Below are 18,830 nucleotides of genomic sequence, written 5' to 3'. Positions count from 1 at the left end.
GTTCCGTTTCGTCTGGAGACCCGAATGCCTGACTTTTCCGGCCTGCCCCTGGTGATCGAGCCCGATGAGCTGAACGCCCGGCTCGATGCCGCCAACCTGATCGTGGTCGACTTGACCAGCGCAGCACGCTACGCGTCCGGGCACATTCGCGGGGCGCATTTCGTCGATCCCAAGCGTACCCAGCTGGGCCAGCCGCCGGCGCCGGGGCTGCTGCCTGGATTGTCGTCCCTGGAACAGCTGTTCGGTGAGCTGGGGCATACGCCCGAGGCGACCTATGTGGTCTACGACGATGAAGGCGGCGGCTGGGCCGGGCGCTTCATCTGGCTGCTCGACGTCATCGGCCATGAACGCTATCACTACCTCGACGGCGGCATCCTGGCCTGGGAGGCCGCCGGCCTGCCGCTGAGCCAGGACACACCGGCCAGCGCAGGCGGTCCGGTACCGCTCACCCTGCACGACGAGCCCATCGCCACCCGCGAGTATCTCCAGAGCCGTCTGGGCGCCGCCGACCTGGCCATCTGGGATGCCCGCGGCCCGCTGGAATACACCGGTGAGAAGGTGCTGGCAGCCAAGGCAGGGCACATTCCCGGTGCAATCAACCTGGAGTGGACCGCGGCCATGGATCCGGCGCGTCAGTTGCGCATTCGCAGAGACGTCGCACCTATGCTCGATGGCCTGGGCATCACCGCCGACAAGGAAATCATCACGCACTGCCAGACACATCACCGCTCTGGTTTCACCTATCTGGTGGCCAAGGCGCTTGGCTATCCACGCGTCAAGGGCTATGCCGGTTCCTGGGGCGAATGGGGCAACCACCCCGACACCCCTATCGAAGTTTAAGGACACTCAATGAAAGATCGCTTATTCATCATCAGTCAGTACCTGCTGCCCCATCACCTGCTCTCGCGCCTGGCCGGCTGTGTGGCCGAATGTCGTTCGCGCTGGTTCAAGGATGCGTTCACCCGCTGGTTCGCCAAGCGCTACGATGTCGACATGTCCCTGGCCGAGGTCGAGGACCTGAGCGCCTACGAGAATTTCAACGCGTTCTTCACCCGCGCCCTGAAACCCGACGCACGTCCACTGGACCCAACGCCCGGTGCGATCCTCTCCCCAGCCGACGGAGCCGTCAGTCAGCTGGGTACCATCGAACACGGTCGCATCTTCCAGGCCAAGGGCCACAGCTTCAGCGTGCTCGAACTGCTGGGCGGCGATCCTGCCAACGCAGCGCCCTTCATGGGGGGCAAGTTCGCCACCATCTACCTGTCGCCACGTGACTACCATCGAGTGCACATGCCGCTGGCCGGCACCCTGCGCGAAATGATCTACGTGCCAGGGCGTATCTTCTCGGTCAACCAGACTACCGCCGAGAACGTCCCCGAGCTGTTCGCGCGCAACGAGCGCGTGGTGTGCATCTTCGACACCGAGCGCGGGCCGATGGCCATGGTGCTGGTGGGCGCGATGATCGTCGCCTCGATCGAAACCGTCTGGGCCGGTCTGGTAACGCCGCCCAAGCGCGAACTCAAGACCTTTCGCTACGACGAGGCGGCACGGGCGCCGATCCATCTGGAAAAAGGCGCCGAGATGGGCCGTTTCAAACTGGGTTCGACCGTGGTCATGCTGTTCGGCCCGGAACAGGTCGAGTGGGCTCACCACCTGGCCAACCTGTCACCCGTGAACATGGGTCAAGGCCTGGGGCGCCCGGCCATTGCGCAGGACGTGGCGCCAGCGACACCTGCAACTATTGTCTGATATCTGAGCCGCTTGCGGCTGGCACGGCGCAGCCTTGGCGACATCGAGGCTGCGACCGTTATCCAATGCTGTTAGAGTCTTCGCATACGGCCAAATGAATGGCCTGTCTTTCGTCATCGTTCACGCTGTTGCACGATGACCTGAGTCGAACCAGGAAACGACCGATGTCGCCACGCCCCCATCTGTTGTTGCGCGCTCCGACGCCATCGCAGTTGAGCCTGACCTTCTGCGAAGCGACCCCGCGCGACCTCAAACGCTGGATTGCCACGCTGCCCAAGGCCAATCTGGGGGAAACTGCCCGGTTGCTGTACCAGGGCCTGGGCGAGCTCAACCAACTGCTCACGCCCAGCGACAATCGCCTGCAACTGCTTGAGCTGCTCAGGCCCGAGGTCTATTTCGTCTGCAAGCATCTGGAACGACACTTCCTCAACCAGTCCATCGTGCTCGACGAACGCTCGCGCAAGGTCGCCAACCTGTGCCAGGCCCTGCAGAACCATCTGGCGATCGGTTACAAGCAGATCGTGCTGCGTATTTCCGCAACCGCTACCAAGGATCGTGTTGCCAAGGAGCGGGCCATCCTTCTGGCCACCGCTGCACAGCGTGCCCTGCACTGCCTGAACGGGCCTGTGTTGCGCGCCAGTCTGCTGTACTGTCCGGTGCCCGATGGGGTATGGCTGGAGTTGCACCAGTTGTATCAGGCAGCCCTGGCGCATCAGTTGCAGAATCTTTCCATCAACGATCCGCTGATTCCTCCAGGCCGTAGCTCGACCGTTCAGCAAAGCTACGCGGCCTCGTTGCTGCTGGGCAGCTCTCGCTGCAACCAGATGCGTCAACAGGCGATCCTGCGTCTGGCCGAAGTGCTGGATGCGTGGAGCCCACTGGTCCGTGTGCAGCCGGCCAGCCTGACTTCGAGCCTGTTCGCCGTAGCGCCCGGTGAAGACAGCGGGCCCCGCTACAAGACCCTGTATGGCGACGACCAACTGCCGCACCTGATCGGGCTCGACCCGAGCGACCTGGTTCAGGCCATCAAGGCCTACCTGGACTTGCCGGTCGAGCAGCGCGCGCAGTCGCGGCTGATCCCCAGCAACTTCAGTATCGATCTGCTCCAGCACGTAGCCGCGGCCTGGGGCGATGTGGCGGAACGCACTTTTACCCGAACGCCCGGCCAAGGCAACCTGAGCCTGTGCATCGGCATGAGCGCGCTGCATTACTACATTGGCGGCGAGCGCTCCTTCAGTGAGATCCTCAAGCGCCCTGGCCCTTCGCAGAGCGCACAGTTCGTACCGGGCGCTGCCACACAATCGTGGAGCAGGCCGACCGAGGGCGATCGCCACGGCGACTACGAGGAGATCCAGTACGACCTGCCGCGCGGCGACGGCAGCAGCGCTGGCAGTGCCTCCAATCACGATCAGCACTTCCCGACCTATGCCCTGCAGATCGTCAATCACAGCCCCGGTGGCTACTGCCTGGCGTGGCCCAAGGAGGTTCCGCCGCAACTGCAGGCCGGTGAGATGGTCGGCATCCAGGACACTCAGGCCCAGGGCTGGAGCGTGGCCGTGGTGCGCTGGATTCGGCAGGTGCGCAGTGGCGGCACGCAGATGGGCATCGAGCTGGTGGCACCGCACGCCCAGCCGTGCGGCCTGCAGCTGGTGCGCGTCAGCGAGCAGAACAGCCAGTTCCTGCGCGGCCTGCTGCTGCCGGAGATACGCGCCATCGACATTCCTGCCTCCCTGCTCGCCCCGCGCATGCCTTTTCAGGAAGGCAACAAGGTCATCATCAACAACCAGGGTGACGAACAGCCTGCGGGCCTGGGCACGCGGATGGCCGGCACCGGCAGTTTCAATCAGTTCGAATACCACCTGCTGGAAGTGGCCAAACCGACGTCGACCGGTGCCGAAGATGTTGCGCCCGAAGAAGACTTCGCTTCGCTCTGGAAAGATCTGTAGACGAATCGTTGCTCAGTCGCGGCGACCGAGCAGGTACAGCACCGCATCCAGCCCCAGCACACTGATGGCCTGACGCGCCGACTGGCGGACCAGCGGCTTGGCACGGAACGCCACGCCCAGCCCTGCAATGGCCAGCATGGCCAGGTCGTTGGCCCCGTCACCCACTGCGATGGTTTCGCTCAAGTCGATACCGTGCTCACGGGCCAACTGCTGCAGCAGGTCGGCTTTGCGTTGGGCGTCGACGATAGGCTCGACCGCCACTCCGGTGCATTTACCGTCGACCACCTGCAGTTCGTTGGCGAAGACATAAGTGATGCCCAGACGCTTCTGCAACTGCTTGGCGAAATAGGTGAAGCCGCCGGACAGAATGGCAGTTTTTACCCCCATGCGATTGAGTTCGGCGAACAGGCGCTCCGCGCCTTCGCTCAGGCGCAGTTGCGCACCAATGTCATCGAGCACCGCAACGTCGAGGCCGTCGAGCAACGCCAGACGGGCCTTGAAGCTGGCGCGAAAATCGATCTCGCCGCGCATGGCCTGTTCGGTGATCGCCGCGACACGTTCGCCGATGCCGGCCGCCTTGGCCAGTTCGTCGATCACCTCGGCTTCGATCAGTGTCGAATCCATGTCGAACACGGCCAGGCGCGGATGGCGGCGCTGTGCCGACTCGGGCTGGTAGACGATGTCCAGACCCAGCGCGGCGCTGAGTTCGAGTACCTGGGCACGCAATGGCAGTGGCTGCTCCAACGGGCCCTGCAGGCACAGCTCGAAACAGGCATTGCCACCCGTGGCCGCTGACAGGCGCTCCAGGCTGGAAAGCGACAAGCCATGCTCGGCCAGCAGCGTGATCACCTGCCGCAGCGCCGGGTAGCCGACCTGGCGCCCCATCACGCTGACCACGTGGTCGGCCGGCTCAGCGTTCAGCGCGGTGCTGAAGGTGGTCTCGGCGGTCAGGGCGCCGCCCAGTGCATCGACGATGCCCGACTGCTCCTGAGCGGTGATGTTGATCAGGACGATTTCGCGCAAGAGGCACCCCGTTTCATGAAAAAAAACGCATTCTAACCACTTTCAGTGACCATCGGGCACAGGCAGCGCTTTGCCGCTCGGAGGGCGGTCGTTATACTGCGCGCCAACTTCACGGACAAAGAGCCGCGCTCAGTGAACCGGCCTACGCCAGTCAAAACCGACAACTTCTTCCTGCTGATCTTCCGAGCCGTGCGCCACCGTCGAGTGCCGCTGGCTTTGCGCATCGCGTTCACCAACATCGTGCTGGTTGCCATCGCCCTGGTGATCTACGCCTGCGTGATGGGTCTGCAGTTCAAGCAGGCCATGCACGAGCAAGCCGATGCGGTGGGCCAGAGCCTGACCACGCAGACGGCCACGTCCGCCACCGAGCTGCTGGTGTCCAACGACATCCTCAGCCTCAACGTGCTGCTCAACAACCTGGTGAAAAACCCACTGGTGGCACACGCGGCGATCTTCAGCCCGGACAACCGCATCCTTGCCGAAGCCGGCCAGCGCCCCAAAAGTGGCCTGCTTGGGCAAAGCCAAGGGCTGTACGAGACCAAGATCAACTTCCAGGACGCCCTGGCCGGACAGTTGCGCATCAGCCTGGACATGAATCAGTTCCAGCAGCCGCTGACCATCAGCCTGCAGAGCATGGGCGTGCTGGCCGGGATCCTGCTGGTGCTTGCGTTGGCGCTGAGCCTGCGCCTGGGTCGCTACATCTCGACGCCGCTGCTGCAGTTGCGGGTCTGGCTGCGCAACCCCGACGAGTATACGCCGGCGACCCAGCGCACCGACGAGATCGGCGATCTGGCGCGCCAGCTGCACGCGCAGTTGGCTCCAGAGCCCCGTGAGCCCGAAGTCGAACCCGACGACATCGACGAAGACGATGAGCCGCAGCCAGCCTTGCCCGTGCGCACCGCCAGCAAGCCCGGCCCGTTCCCGCCGGTGGCCGCAAAGCCCGCGAAACCGGTCATGCGTCAGATCCAGGCCGACGAGGACGAAGAAGACTTCGGCGACGATCCGTTCGCGGATCTGCGCGAAACTCCGGTGGCGGTGATCAAGCAACCCGCCACTGCCGTGGCCAAGGTGCACACCGACAGCGCCGTGCTGGCGGTGCAGCTGGGTGCTCAGGAACAACTGCGGCGCCTGCCCAAGGCACGCCTGGCAGAGTTGCTGGAGCGCTACCACGACTGCCTGCAGCAGGCCGCCTCGCTCTATGAGAGCGAAGTGCACATGCTCCAGGATGGCAGCACCTTGATGCTGTTCCACAGCGAAACCAGCGGCGATGACTACCTGACCAATGCGATCTGCTGTGGCGAACTGTTGCGCGCCCTGGGTCATGCCTTGCAGATCCAGGTCGCCGACAGCGGTATCACCCTGCAATTGCAGTTGGGTCTGGTGCTCAGCGACGAGGTCCATGGCCTGAACTCCATCGACCTGCTGCTGACCGAATCGGCGCAGGATGCACTGGCGCTCTCGCAGCACAGCCGCAACCTGTTGCTGGTGGTACGCGAGATCGGCGAAGACCCGCTGATCCGCCAGCGCGCGCGCATCCGCTCGATCGCCAGCCCCGAAGGGGCCTGCTGCGTCGAGCGCCTGCTGGAGCCCTACCCGTCGCTGCTGGAACGGCAGTTGGCGCGCATCGGCTGACTGGCAGCCGACTTGACGTCATTGTACAAAGCATTGTACATTTTCAGCTCGACCGAACGAGGCTGCCGGCTGTGCCGCAGCCTCTTTCCGTTTCGCCGCAGATGCGGCTGATCTCGCCAGGGGTATGCTATGCACTGCCTTGGCGTTCTCCCATGGGATGTTCCCGGGAAGGAATCGATATCCATGAATGTACTTACCTTTAGCCAGGCCCGTGCCGGTTTGAAGCAGACAATGGATGATGTGTGCCGTGATCACGAGCCGGCAGTCATCACCCGCCAGCGTGGTGAACACGTAGTCATCCTATCGCTGGAAGACTACAACGCCATGGAGGAAACCCTGTACCTGCTTGGTTCAGCGGAGAACGCCAAGCGCCTGCGCGAATCCATTGCTCAGCATAAGGCCGGGGGAGCCGTCACCAAGGAGATCTCCTTGAATGTCGCAGAGCAAGAAGCAGCAGAACAAGACTAAAGCTCGCACCAGTGTCGCCGTTTCATTCACTGCCAATGGTTGGGCTGACTATCAGCACTGGTCCGAGAATGACCCCGGTAAACATGAAGCTGTCGATAACCTCATTTCCCATATCCTGCGTGATCCCTTCAAGGGAATAGGTCGCCCCGAACCACTGAAAGGTGACCTCACCGGATACTGGTCGCGGCGCATCGACAAGGAGCACCGGCTGGTCTACTTCTACGACAATGATGTGCTTACGGTGATTGCCTGTCGCTACCACTACGGCTGAACACCCAACAAAAAGCCCGCATCCAGTGCGGGCTTTTTGTTGGGTGTCGCTCTAGAAGCGGAACACTTCCAGGTCGGTACGGATGGGGGTCGCCAGCGGAATCTGTGGTTTTTCTTCTTCCCGGCGCACCTGCGCCGGCGCTGGCTTGCGCTCTTCGACCAGTGCGGGTTGATTGGCCAGCGGTTTGAGCGCTGCAGTCAACTGCGCAGCCAGACGCTGCAACAGCACCCCTTGCGCCTGGACTTGAGCGGCGGTGCCGCCGTCGTGCTTTTCTTCAAGGTGAACGATGCGGTTGTCGCGCACTTGTCCACGGCGATCCAGAACGCGCCACTGGGCGTCGAGAATCGCAGGCTGGCGGCTGCCTGAATCAAGACGGGTGATCGACAGCAGCACCTGAGCATCGGGCGTGAAGTTGGCGGGCGTAGGCGCCAGTACCACGCGCTGGCTGTCCAGGCGCCAGGCCATCTGGCGCAACAGCAGTTGGTCGATGTCGGCGGAAAGGCTTCCGGCCCAGCGGCCATCGGTGGACGCTCTCAGGCTACCGTCGGCCTGGCGCTGCAGCAGCGTTTCGCGCTGCAGATAGTCGGCCACCGACACCGGCCCCAGCAGCACGGCCATGCCGCGGCTTTCCTTGGGCAGGCCGGGGTTGCCGCTGTCGAGCTGGTACAAGGCCACGGGTTGATGCGTGCTGCATCCGGCCAGGCCCAGCACGCCGCCGAGCAATAAAATCACGGGAAGACGCAACAGTTTCATCATTTCATCCAGGCGGCTGCCACACGGCAACCACAGCAATACTTGACCGAGTCGTCTGGACGCTGCCGCTTGGCGGCGCCGCGAAAGGGCCTATCATCCGTGAATCCGCGCCCTGACTCCAGTGCTTGCGTCGAACGGCAGCCATGCCGCCGTCCGCACGCGGTTGGCAGTCAGGGGTTTTCCACGACCAGAGCGTCGACGCGCTGGAAACCGCGAGGCAGCTTGTTGCCGCGGCGGCCACGCTCGCCACGGTAGTGCTCGAGGTCGTCGGGCTTGAGCGACAACGTGCGCTTGCCTGCCTGCAACACCAACGTCGAGCCTTCGGCAACGACCGCAAGGTCGGTGACGAATTCTTCACGGCTGGCGACTCGATCGCCGGGAATGCCGATGATCTTGTTGCCCTTGCCCTTGCCCAGCTGTGGCAAGTCGCTGATCTTGAACACCAGCAGTCGACCTTCGGTGGTCACGGCGGCCAGCCAGTTCTGCTCACGGTCCGGCACGGCGCGGGGGTTGATCACCTTGGCGCCCTTGGGCAGGCTGAGCAGCGCCTTGCCGGCCTTGTTCTTGGCTTGCAGGTCTTCGCCCTTGACCACGAAACCGTAGCCGGCGTCCGACGCGATGACATACAGCGCGTCGTCGTCGGGCAGCATCACGCATTCGAACGTCGCACCCGGTGGCGGCGTCAGGCGGCCTGTCAGCGGCTCGCCCTGGCCACGGGCCGAGGGCAGCGTATGGGCAGCCACCGAGTAGCTGCGCCCGGTCGAGTCGATGAACACCGCGAACTGATTCGAGCGCCCGGTCGCTGCCGTCTTGTAGCCGTCACCGGCCTTGTAGGACAGCCCGGTGGCATCGATGTCGTGGCCTTTGCCACAGCGCACCCAGCCCTTCTCGGACAGCACTACCGTCACAGGCTCGGTGGGCATCAGCTCGTTTTCCGACAGCGCACGGGCTTCGCTGCGCGCCACGATCGGCGAGCGGCGAGCGTCGCCATAGGTTTCGGCGTCCTTGATCAGCTCGGCACGCACCAGTTTCTTCAGCTTGGCCTCGCTGCCCAAAAGGGCCTGCAGCTTGGCGCGTTCCTTGGCCAGTTCTTCCTGTTCGCCACGGATCTTCATTTCTTCCAGACGCGCGAGCTGGCGCAGGCGCGTATCGAGAATGTAGTCGGCCTGGATCTCGGTCAGCGCGAAACGCTCGATCAGGCGTGCCTTGGGATGGTCCTCGGTGCGGATGATGTGGATCACTTCGTCCAGGTTGAGGAAGGCAATCAGCAAGCCGTCCAACAGGTGCAGGCGGCGCTCGACCTTGTCCAGGCGGAATTGCAGGCGGCGCCGCACGGTGTTGACGCGGAACTCCAGCCACTCGACCAGCAACGCGCGCAGGTTCTTCAGCTGCGGGCGGCCGTCGAGGCCGATGATGTTGACGTTGACCCGGTAGGTCGACTCCAGATCCGTGGTGGCGAACAGATGCTGCATCAGTTCGTCGACTTCGACCCGATTGGAGCGCGGAATGATGACGATGCGGCACGGATGCTCGTGGTCGGATTCGTCACGCAGGTCGGCCACCATCGGCAGCTTCTTGGCCTGCATCTGCGCGGCGATCTGTTCCAGCACCTTGGCACCGGACACCTGGTGCGGCAGAGCGGTGACGACCACGTCGCCGTCTTCCAGACGATACACCGCGCGCATGCGCACCGAACCGCGGCCGGTCTGGTAGATCTTCAGCAGTTCGGCACGCGGCGTGATGATTTCCGCTTCGGTCGGGTAATCCGGACCCTGGATGTGCTCGCACAGCTGCTCGACCGTGGCCTTGGGCTCGTCGAGCAGACGGACGCAGGCGCTGGCCACTTCGCGCAGGTTGTGCGGTGGCACGTCGGTGGCCATGCCCACGGCAATGCCGGTGGTGCCGTTGAGCAGGATGTTGGGCAAGCGCGCTGGCAGCACCGCAGGCTCGTCCAGGGTGCCGTCGAAGTTCGGTACCCAGTCGGCAGTGCCCTGGCCCAGTTCGGTGAGCAGCACTTCGGAATAGCGCGACAGGCGCGCTTCGGTGTAGCGCATGGCAGCGAAGGACTTGGGATCGTCCGGCGCCCCCCAGTTGCCTTGGCCATCGACCAGGGTGTAGCGATAGCTGAACGGCTGCGCCATCAACACCATGGCCTCGTAACAGGCCGAGTCGCCATGGGGGTGGAACTTGCCGAGCACGTCACCCACGGTGCGCGCGGATTTCTTGTGCTTGGCGTCGGCGTCGAGCCCCAACTCGCTCATGGCATAGACGATGCGTCGCTGGACCGGCTTGAGGCCATCGCCGATGTGCGGCAAGGCGCGGTCCATGATCACGTACATGGAGTAGTTGAGGTAGGCCTGTTCGGTGAAGTCAGCCAGGGACCGGCGTTCTACGCCGTCGAGACTGAGATCGAGGGAGTCGCTCATGCAAGCCTCATCGTTTCGTGGTCTGGCGCAGCAACAAGTTGCCGCCGCGCTGAGTGAATTCAAGTTGTTTCAGAGCGCTCATGCCCAGCAGCACCTGGTTGCCTTCGAAGCCCGGCACTACAAGGGCGCGGACATTGCTCAGGCGAATGTCGCCCAATTGCAGGCTGGCGATCTCGGTGCGATAGCCTTGGGTCTTGCCATTGGCGGTGGTGAGCAGCACCGGTGCCCCGCGCGCCAATTCAAGCTTGCGCGCCACGGCTTCGGGCATCGCCACATCGGTGGCGCCGGTGTCGAGCATGAACTGCACCGGCTGGCCGTTGATGAAGCCGCCACTGACGAAGTGTCCCTGGCCATTGCCGGCCAGCTGCACTTCCACATAGCCGTCGCCGTGCTGGGACACCGGCACGGCATTGGGATTTTCCCGACGCTGTTCCCAGTCGCCGAAGAACTGCGTGGCCAGGTACAACGCCGCGGCCCAGGCCAGCAGCATCAGCAGTTTGCCCGCCCGCTTGCCGGGTGCCGCCTGGCTCATGGTGCCGCACTCCAGCCACCGGCCGGGGCTGCGAAGCGCCAGACCACCGGACGGCGTTCGCCATCGGCGCGGGCCCATTGGTTGTTGTCGGTGCCGACCCAGGCGCCGTCGGCGTCCACGCTCAGCGCTTCGGTCAGGCCGTAGGGCGCATCATAGCGGCGCGCGGGCAACAGGGCTTCGGCGGCGAACGACCAGCAACGTTCCCGCTTCGCCGTATCGGCGTCTCGGCGGCAGATGCGGTAGGCATTGCGTTCCAGGGTGAACAGCTTGCCGTCGAAGTAGGCCAGGTCAGCGAAGTCGCGCGGCATGGTCCTGGTGCGAGGCACCTGCACCGGCAGCGTTTCCGCACCGCCTTCGGCGAGCAGCACGCAACGCCCCTCGCAGCTCCAGCTCACCGGCCGCTTGCGAACAGCCAACAGACCGCGCTGCTGACGTTCGGCGGCCAGCCACAGGCGGTCGCCGGCCGGGTTGACGGTCAGCCCTTCGAACAGGGCATTGAAGTGCAACAGCAAGTGGCTGGCGCGCGCCTGACTGACCAGCGTCGGATCCAGAGGCAACCATTTCGGCTCGCCTGAAACGGGAATCTGCAAGACCGCGACGTGAGCTTCGCTGACCAGGTATTGGTTGCCTTGGGCATCACAGCTGATGCCTTCAAAATCCAGATCGCCGCCGCGCACGAAAGACGCGGCCCAACTGCTCATGCGCAGACGAGCGGGCAGCCCGCTGGGCGGGACCGGCGGTGCCTTGAACGTCACCGCCCTGGCCTGCCAGACGGGCGTCGAGGTATCGAGGCGATAGACCGTCCCGTCTTCGCGGTCGGACACGGCCCACAACGCCTTGCCGCACAGCGCCAGACCGGACAGATTGCCCGTGGGCATGCCATCGACCGCATGCTCGCCGATCAACGTCAATTCGGGCACAGCGGGCTGCGCCGACGCCTCGGCCAGCGTCGGCAGGGCCAGGGCGAACAGGGCTGTCAGCAGCGCTGCGATCAAGCCAGCACCTCGGCCAGATTACCCTTGGACTCGAGCCACGCCTTGCGGTCGCCCGCACGTTTCTTGGCCAGCAGCATGTCCATGATCTCGGTGGTGCCGGCGAAGTCGTCCAGGGTCAGTTGCACCAGGCGGCGGGTGTTGGGGTCCATGGTGGTTTCGCGCAGCTGCGGTGGGTTCATCTCCCCCAGGCCCTTGAAGCGCGTGACCTGCGGCTTGCCGCGTTTCTTTTCGGCCACCAGGCGGTCGAGGATGCCATCGCGCTCGGCTTCGTCCAGGGCGTAGAAGATCTCCTTGCCCAAGTCGATGCGGTACAGCGGCGGCATGGCGACATAGACGTGCCCGGCGTCCACCAGGGGACGGAAGTGCTGGACGAACAGCGCGCAGAGCAGGGTTGCGATGTGCAGGCCGTCGGAGTCGGCGTCGGCGAGGATGCACACCTTGCCGTAGCGCAGCTGGCTGATATCGGCGGCACCGGGATCGACCCCGATGGCCACGGCGATGTTGTGCACTTCCTGGCTGGCCAGGACCTCGCTGCCGTCCACTTCCCAGGTGTTGAGGATCTTGCCGCGCAACGGCAGGATCGCCTGGAATTCCTTGTCCCGCGCCTGTTTGGCCGAGCCACCTGCCGAGTCACCTTCGACCAGGAACAGCTCGGAGCGGGCCGGGTCCTGGCCGGCACAGTCGGCCAGCTTGCCGGGCAATGCCGGGCCTTGGGTGATGCGCTTGCGCTCGACTTTCTTGCTTGCCTTGAGGCGGCGCCCGGCGTTGCTGATCGCCAGCTCGGCCAGCTGCATGCCCAATTCAGGATGCGCGTTGAGCCACAGGCTGAAGGCATCCTTGACCACGCCGGACACGAACGCTGCGGCTTCACGCGAGGACAGCCGCTCCTTGGTCTGGCCGGAGAACTGCGCATCCTGCATCTTCATCGACAGGACGAAGGCGATGCGTTCCCAGATGTCTTCGGGCGCCAGCTTCAGCCCGCGCGGCAGCAGGTTGCGGAACTCGCAGAATTCGCGCATGGCATCGAGCAGGCCCTGGCGCAGGCCGTTGACGTGGGTACCGCCCTGGGCCGTCGGAATCAGGTTGACGTAGCTTTCCTGAACGCTGTCGCCGCCTTCGGGCAACCACAGCAGCGCCCAGTCCACGGCTTCCTTGTTGCCCGCCAGGATGCCGCAGAACGGCTCGTCCGGCAGGCGGGCGAATTCGGTGACCGCATCGATCAGGTACGAACGCAGGCCATCTTCATAATGCCACTCGACCTTCTCGCCGCTGCCCTTGTCCTCGAAGCTGACCAGCAGGCCAGGACAGAGCACCGCCTTGGCCTTGAGCACATGCTTGAGGCGGCTGACGGAAAACTTGGGCGAATCGAAGTATTTCGGGTCCGGGGCGAAGTACACGCTGGTGCCGGTGTTGCGCTTGCCGACCGTACCGATGACTTCCAGGTCGGTGGCCTTGAAGCCATCGGCGAAGGTCATCTGATACTCGTTGCCGTCGCGCTTGACCCTGACCCGCACTTGATTGGACAGGGCGTTGACCACGGAGATACCGACCCCGTGCAGACCGCCGGAGAACTGGTAGTTCTTGTTGGAGAACTTGCCGCCGGCGTGCAGCTTGGTGAGGATCAGCTCGACGCCGCTGACGCCTTCCTCCGGGTGGATGTCCACAGGCATGCCGCGGCCGTCGTCGGACACTTCCAGGGAGTGGTCGGCGTGCAGGATGACCTGGATCGACCGTGCGTGGCCCGCCAGGGCTTCGTCGACACTGTTGTCGATGACTTCCTGGGCCAGGTGATTGGGCCGACTGGTGTCGGTGTACATGCCCGGGCGCTTGCGCACCGGGTCGAGGCCCGAGAGGACTTCGATGGCGTCTGCGTTATAGGAGCTAGCGCTGGGATTGGCCATGGGGTCTCGTCGTCAGTCGTTCGTGAAATGAGTGGTCAAAGCTGGGCAAGGTCGATGCCATCCAGGCGCTCGGCGTCGATGCCGGCGAATGCCAGCAGCGCCGGCAACTTCTGTGCAAAGCCCTGGAAGCCGTGGTCGCCGCCGTTTTCGATGTGCACGCTGCAGGCTTGGTAGAAGGCCGCCGCCTGGCGATAGTCGAGGGTCTCGTCGCCGGTCTGCAGCCACACCTGGAGCCGCTCGCGGTCCGTGGGGGCCGGCACTTCCAGCTCGGCCAGGGCTGTGACGTGGTCGTGGGTCAGCTGCCAGCGCTCGCCCGTGTAATGGTTGGTCTGTTCGCCCAGGTAGCCATCGAACAGGCGGTGCGGGTTGACCACCGGGTTGATCAGCACTGCCTTGAGCCCAAAGCGCTGGGCCAGGTGTGTCGCATAGTAGCCGCCCAGTGAGCTTCCCACCAGCAAGGGTGCATCGAGCTGCGCCAGTGCCGCTTCCAGTTGGGCGATGGCCTGGCGCGGATGGTGGTGCAAGGCGGGCGCGCGCAGTTGATCAGCCAGGCCGATGCGTTGCATCAGCGCACTCAACTGGCGGGCTTTCTGTGAATCCGGCGAGCTGTTCAGACCATGAATGTAGAGGATCGAACCGGGCATGGGGGCCTCCGGGCATAGAGATGGCGCGCAGTTTACCTTGTCGGGGATGCTGTTGGGGTGTTGGTGCGTCGGTATATGGGCGGTGCGGCCTTCGTGAACAGAAGGCTTGCCGCCCGCTCCGCTCCGGCAAGCCACAATCCTGGCACGAAACCCTGTGGGAGCGGGCTCTGCCCGCGAAGGCCACGCTACCGCCCCTGAATCAATAACCCGCCGCGTCCAGATCCGGGGTGAAGCTGAAGTCCGCCAGGCGCGAGACGCCGGTTTCGATCTGTCCATCCGGCATCAGACGCAGCCAGCGGTAGCCCGGCGCACGGTCGTCCAGGGCGAAGTCCTCGCTGCGCGGCAGAAACTGGATGCAGGTCGAGGGCGATGCCAGCAGGCGCACGCCATGAGCCTGCCGGTCGATCTCCTGATGCACGTGTCCCCAGAGCACACCCCGCACTTGCGCAAAGCGGGCAAGCAGTTCGAACAGGGCATGCCGATTGCGCAGGCCGATGGGCTCCATCCAGGAACTGTCGATGGACACTGGATGATGGTGCAGACACACCAGGTGATGCTTGTGCGGTGCCTCGGCAAGCGACCGTTCGAGCAGCTGCAACTGCTCGTCGGCCAGATGACCCGCCGCCGAACCTGCGATGGCGGAATCGAGCAGCGTCACTCGCCAGGCACCGATGTCCACCACCGGCTCCAGCCACTGCGTACCCCGCGCGGCCTGCTGCATGACCGCCGGTTCGTCGTGATTCCCGGGCAGCCAGCGCATCGGCGCGGCAATTCCCGCTGTAGCCTGGGCAAACGCCTGATAGGAAGCCAGCGTGCCGTCCTGAGACAGGTCGCCGGTGGCGACCAGCAAATCGATGTGCGGCTGTTCCGCTTGCACCTGGCTGACGACCTGCGCCAGGCTCTGCCGGGTATTCAAGCCGAACATGGCTCCGTCGGCTTCGGCCACCAGGTGGCTGTCCGACAGCTGCACGAGCAGCACCGGGGCATCGAAAGCGCGATCAGATGGGCTCGACAAGGCCGTCTCCAGGCAGGGGTTGATCGAGGAATTATGCGCAGCCTGGATGACGAGGGCAATGCAGGGTCCAGCGCCCGGGGCCGGTCGGCGCTCAGCGCACCGCTTCGTACTCGTGGCCGCAGGCCAGGCAGTGGCTGAGCCATTCGCCGAGGAACAGGTTGAGCTGGGCCTTTTCGTCGGGTTGGTGCATGGCCTCGTTGGGATAGGGATAGACGCTGCGGAAACGACGGGCATGCTCGGCGCTGATGACCTCGGCCATGCGCGCATCGTGGTACACCTGCACTTCCATCTGCGGCACGGGCAGCCAGGGCAGGCTGTGTTCCTGGCGCACGCGCAGGGTGGTGGTGTACGGACAGGCCAGCATCACCTCGAGGGTCAGCACGCCGAGCATCTGGTCGGCCTGGGTCATGGCGATGCGGCGCGACAACTGCTGGCTGCGCATGTCCGGCAACAGCCGCATGAGTCGCGCATAATTGGCCTCGCAGGCGGCTTGCAAGCCAACCAGATCGACGCGGTAGCGCTCGCGCAACGGACTCACGACCACAGCCCCCTGACTTCGTCGCGGTTCAGCGCCAGCCATTGAATGGCGATGATCGCTGCCGCGTTGATGATCCGACCATCGCGCACGGCCTGCAGTGCATCGTCGAACGCCCAGACCTTGACGCGGATGTCCTCGCCCTCCTCCTCCAGCCCATGCAGGCCGCCCGCGCCTTCGCTGCTGCAGCGGCCCAGGTACAGATGCACGTATTCATCGCTGCCGCCGGGCGACGGGAAGTACTTGGTGACTGGCCACAGCGCTTCGATCTGCAGCCCCGCTTCCTCGTCGGCTTCGCGATGGGCGACTTCCTCGGGCTGCTCGTCCTTGTCGATCAACCCGGCGACCATTTCGATCAGCCAGGGGTTGTCGACCTTTCCCACCGCGCCGACCCGGAACTGCTCGATCAGGACCACTTCGTCGCGAACGGCATCGTAGGGCAACACGCACACGGCGTCGTGGCGCACGAACAGTTCGCGGCTGATCTGTTTGCTCATGCCACCGTTGAACAGCTCGTGGCGCAGGAACAGCTTGTCCAGTCTGTAGAAGCCCTGGAAGCAACGTTCGGTCTTGTCGATCTCGACCGCCTTGGGGGTGGATCGGGATGAATCTGGCATGGAAAAACCTCGTACTCGTGCGTGCAGCATGGGGCCATCCTAACCGCGATGCGCCCGTATTGCAGCCCCCCTTCGAAGGTAAGCCGCAAGCCTCGGGATAGGCGGTTGGGCGAGCAGGCATTAAGATTGTGCTACGTGCGAACCGACGGTTCGACCGGCAGTCCAAGCACGACAATTCAATCATCCGCCAAGGACCATCATGTCGTTTCTCAAGTTCACCTCCGTGGCCTGCGTCGCCTTGACCCTGGGTGCCTGCGCCAGTGTCTTCCAAACCAACTACCGGGCGCCGCTGGAGACCAAGCGCGAGGCTTTCGAGCACATCAAGCCCGGCTGCGACAATCAGGACTGCCCACTGGTGAACATCGACGTGGTGCATTTTCCCGACGAGCCCGGCCTGGATGCAGCCATCGACAAACGCTTGCGCGAGATGACCGTCAACACGCCCGACGCCCGCGTACCGGCGACCCTTAAGGCCTATGAAGATCAATTCATGCGCGAGGCCCACCCGCGCTACAGCAGCTACCTGCAAGCCAAGGTACGCGAGCAGCATGACGGTATCGTGGTGGTCGAGCTGTCCAGCTACGTCATGACCGGTGGCGCCCACGGCATGCCGGGACGCGGCTTCATCAACTGGTCGCGTCGCGAGCATCGCGAACTGACCCTGAAGGACATGCTGGTACCGGGCCAGGAACGCGCGTTCTGGCAGGCTGCCGAAGAAGCCCACCGTGGCTGGCTGGTCGCCAGCAAGCTGGACAAGGATGCCGACTTCATTCGTCAGTGGCCTTTCCAGCAGACGCCGAACATTGCCTTGACCTATGGGGGCGTGGTGCTCAAGTACAACGTGTACAGCATCGCCCCCTACGCCATGGGCCACCCGGAAGTGAAGATCGCCTACCCGCGCCTCAATGGCGTGATCAAGCCCGAGCTGTTCCCGGGTCGCGGTTGAGCACGCGCTCGATCAGGTAGTACAGCAACCCGGCCACCACCAGCGCGGGCAGGGTTGCTCCGATCTGCGGGTACAGATTGGCCAGCACGTGATACAGGCACACACCGCCCAGCCACGCCAGCAGTGCGCTCCAGCGCACAGCCCGTGGCTCGACCTGGATGGCGCGTTTGCGCAGCACGAAGTGGTCCATCAGGACCACGCCGAACAGCGGCGCGAAGACCGAGCCGATCAGCAGCAGGAAGTTCTGGTACTGCGCCAGCGGTGCCAGGCAGGCGATCAGCGTGCAGATGATACCGATGGCCAGGGCCAGGTGCTCCACCTTCAAGCCTGACAACAGGCTGGTCGATACCGCAGCCGAATGGATGTCGGCGAAGGCGTTCTCCGACTCGTCCAGCAGAATCAGCAGCAGCGGTATGCCCAGGCCAGCACCGGCCAGCGCCAACAGCAGCGCATTGACTTCACCACTGGGCGCGAACGCCAGGGTGTAGGCGACGCCCAGGCTCATCAACCAGAAATTGCCGATGAAGAAGCCCACGGCGGTGCCGCCGAACACGTTGCGAGCGCGCTTGCCGAATCGCGAGTAGTCGGCAATCAGCGGCAGCCACGACAGGGGCATGGCAATCGCGATGTCAAAGCCGGTGGCCAGGTCCATGGAGCCGTCGCCCGCAGTGTTCCACAGAGCTGCCAGGTCGGCCTTGGCGAACAGGTTCCAGGTCAGCCAAAGGCATGCCGCCAGTAGCAGCCATATGCCCCATTTGCGCAGCACCTTGCGCACGAAGGTCAGCGGCCCACTGACCGCCAGCAGCGTGACCAATGCGCCGAACAGCAGCGTCCACAACCACGGATTGCTGCCCAGGCTGCCTTCGCCGAAGGCGCGGGTGCCCAGCAGGCTGGCGGCATCGCGCATGACGATGATCTCGAACGAGCCCCAGCCGACCAGTTGCAGCAGGTTCAGTAGCGCCGGCACGCTGCCGGCACCATGGCCCAGGGTCAGGCGCAGGGCGGCCATGGCCGACAGCCCGGTGTCGCTGCCGATCACGCCGACGCTAGCGAGCAGCAGCACACCCACCAGGGTCCCGAGAAAAATGGCGCCCAGCGCACCGGCAAGGCCCAGGCCGGGCGCCAGCAAGGCGCCGGTCTGCAGCACCATGAGGCCGACGCCCAGGGAAAACCACAGGGAGAACAGATCACGTCCGCCCAGCACGCGCTGGGCGGTGGAGACCGCGATATCGGGGGAGTAGGAGGTTTTCAATGGATGGGCTCGAATGGGAAGGAGTCGGGGTTGTCGGAGCATTGGTGAGGTGTCAGGTCAGACGCGGTGCGGGTTTCGCGGCCGATGACCGCTCCTACGGAGAAATCGCAGGAGCGGTCATCGGC

Annotated in this window: 17 protein-coding genes and 1 pseudogene; 7 read left to right on the top strand and 11 right to left on the bottom strand. The window is 64.3% G+C overall.

Going from position 1 to position 18,830, the window contains the following annotated elements:
* Positions 1 to 24: 24 nt before the first annotated feature.
* From QMX89_RS14310 to QMX89_RS14300, 3 genes are all read left to right on the top strand, one after another.
* The gene (locus QMX89_RS14310) at positions 25 to 840 is read left to right on the top strand and encodes a rhodanese-like domain-containing protein (protein WP_282348695.1); all 816 of its coding nucleotides are present in this window, start codon (positions 25 to 27) and stop codon (positions 838 to 840) included.
* 9 nt (positions 841 to 849) lie between these two features.
* Positions 850 to 1,749, top strand: a complete 900-nt coding sequence (gene asd / locus QMX89_RS14305; protein WP_282348694.1) for an archaetidylserine decarboxylase — start codon at positions 850 to 852, stop codon at positions 1,747 to 1,749.
* A 164-nt stretch (positions 1,750 to 1,913) separates the two neighbouring features.
* Positions 1,914 to 3,695, top strand: coding sequence for a molecular chaperone (locus QMX89_RS14300; RefSeq protein WP_282348693.1), 1,782 nt, complete (start codon positions 1,914 to 1,916; stop codon positions 3,693 to 3,695).
* A gap of 12 nt (positions 3,696 to 3,707) precedes the next feature.
* Here QMX89_RS14300 and serB read toward each other — a convergent pair.
* A pseudogene (gene serB, locus QMX89_RS14295) lies at positions 3,708 to 4,595 on the bottom strand (phosphoserine phosphatase SerB); the annotation flags it as partial.
* 255 nt (positions 4,596 to 4,850) lie between these two features.
* Between serB and QMX89_RS14290 the strand changes: the two are divergent.
* The 3 genes from QMX89_RS14290 to QMX89_RS14280 all read left to right on the top strand — a co-directional run bounded on the left by QMX89_RS14290 (position 4,851) and on the right by QMX89_RS14280 (position 7,089).
* On the top strand, positions 4,851 to 6,350 hold the full coding sequence (locus tag QMX89_RS14290) for a histidine kinase (RefSeq protein WP_282348692.1): 1,500 nt from the start codon (positions 4,851 to 4,853) through the stop codon (positions 6,348 to 6,350).
* A gap of 183 nt (positions 6,351 to 6,533) precedes the next feature.
* Positions 6,534 to 6,818 carry a type II toxin-antitoxin system prevent-host-death family antitoxin gene (locus QMX89_RS14285; protein ID WP_049862061.1) on the top strand — a complete coding sequence of 95 codons (285 nt, stop codon included), beginning with the start codon at positions 6,534 to 6,536 and terminating at the stop codon, positions 6,816 to 6,818.
* On the top strand, positions 6,784 to 7,089 hold the full coding sequence (locus QMX89_RS14280; protein ID WP_090355816.1) for a Txe/YoeB family addiction module toxin: 306 nt from the start codon (positions 6,784 to 6,786) through the stop codon (positions 7,087 to 7,089). Before QMX89_RS14285 ends, QMX89_RS14280 begins: the two co-directional genes overlap by 35 nt.
* A gap of 51 nt (positions 7,090 to 7,140) precedes the next feature.
* On the opposite strand, the gene QMX89_RS14275 is transcribed toward QMX89_RS14280, so the two are convergent.
* The 9 genes from QMX89_RS14275 to QMX89_RS14235 form a co-directional block, all read right to left on the bottom strand.
* On the bottom strand, positions 7,141 to 7,842 hold the full coding sequence (locus QMX89_RS14275) for a PqiC family protein (RefSeq protein WP_177327978.1): 702 nt from the start codon (positions 7,840 to 7,842) through the stop codon (positions 7,141 to 7,143).
* Between the two features lie 170 nt (positions 7,843 to 8,012).
* Entirely contained in the window at positions 8,013 to 10,268 is a 2,256-nt protein-coding gene (parC, locus tag QMX89_RS14270; RefSeq protein ID WP_056844390.1) for a DNA topoisomerase IV subunit A, read from the bottom strand.
* Positions 10,269 to 10,275: 7 nt separating this feature from the next.
* A complete protein-coding gene (locus tag QMX89_RS14265) occupies positions 10,276 to 10,800 on the bottom strand; it encodes a TIGR02281 family clan AA aspartic protease (protein ID WP_282348685.1) in 525 nt (174 codons plus the stop codon).
* On the bottom strand, positions 10,797 to 11,771 hold the full coding sequence (locus QMX89_RS14260) for an esterase-like activity of phytase family protein (RefSeq protein WP_282348723.1): 975 nt from the start codon (positions 11,769 to 11,771) through the stop codon (positions 10,797 to 10,799). Before QMX89_RS14260 ends, QMX89_RS14265 begins: the two co-directional genes overlap by 4 nt.
* Before the next feature lie 20 nt (positions 11,772 to 11,791).
* Entirely contained in the window at positions 11,792 to 13,696 is a 1,905-nt protein-coding gene (gene parE / locus QMX89_RS14255) for a DNA topoisomerase IV subunit B (protein ID WP_282348684.1), read from the bottom strand.
* A 35-nt stretch (positions 13,697 to 13,731) separates the two neighbouring features.
* On the bottom strand, positions 13,732 to 14,340 hold the full coding sequence (locus QMX89_RS14250) for a YqiA/YcfP family alpha/beta fold hydrolase (RefSeq protein ID WP_049862066.1): 609 nt from the start codon (positions 14,338 to 14,340) through the stop codon (positions 13,732 to 13,734).
* Between the two features lie 199 nt (positions 14,341 to 14,539).
* Positions 14,540 to 15,355 carry a 3',5'-cyclic-AMP phosphodiesterase gene (cpdA, locus tag QMX89_RS14245; RefSeq protein ID WP_282348683.1) on the bottom strand — a complete coding sequence of 272 codons (816 nt, stop codon included), beginning with the start codon at positions 15,353 to 15,355 and terminating at the stop codon, positions 14,540 to 14,542.
* 91 nt (positions 15,356 to 15,446) lie between these two features.
* Positions 15,447 to 15,899, bottom strand: a complete 453-nt coding sequence (locus tag QMX89_RS14240) for a DUF1249 domain-containing protein (RefSeq protein ID WP_049862068.1) — start codon at positions 15,897 to 15,899, stop codon at positions 15,447 to 15,449.
* Complete coding sequence (locus tag QMX89_RS14235; protein WP_049862069.1) at positions 15,890 to 16,507, bottom strand: NUDIX domain-containing protein; 618 nt, start codon at positions 16,505 to 16,507, stop codon at positions 15,890 to 15,892. Before QMX89_RS14235 ends, QMX89_RS14240 begins: the two co-directional genes overlap by 10 nt.
* A gap of 199 nt (positions 16,508 to 16,706) precedes the next feature.
* On the opposite strand from QMX89_RS14235, the gene QMX89_RS14230 reads away from it, so the two are divergent.
* Positions 16,707 to 17,453 (top strand): DUF3298 and DUF4163 domain-containing protein, encoded by a 747-nt coding sequence (locus QMX89_RS14230; protein WP_282348680.1) that lies wholly within the window; start codon positions 16,707 to 16,709, stop codon positions 17,451 to 17,453.
* Here the strand turns inward: QMX89_RS14230 and cytX are convergent.
* A complete protein-coding gene (cytX, locus tag QMX89_RS14225; RefSeq protein ID WP_282348679.1) occupies positions 17,422 to 18,747 on the bottom strand; it encodes a putative hydroxymethylpyrimidine transporter CytX in 1,326 nt (441 codons plus the stop codon). The genes QMX89_RS14230 and cytX overlap by 32 nt on opposite strands.
* Between the last annotated feature and the right edge of the window lie 83 nt (positions 18,748 to 18,830).

It is taken from the genome of Pseudomonas sp. PS01301 (assembly GCF_029960215.1).
Taxonomy (GTDB): Bacteria; Pseudomonadota; Gammaproteobacteria; order Pseudomonadales; family Pseudomonadaceae; genus Aquipseudomonas; species Aquipseudomonas coleopterorum.
Note: the sequence above shows the minus strand (reverse complement) of the source record. Positions and strands in the feature narration are given on the sequence as shown.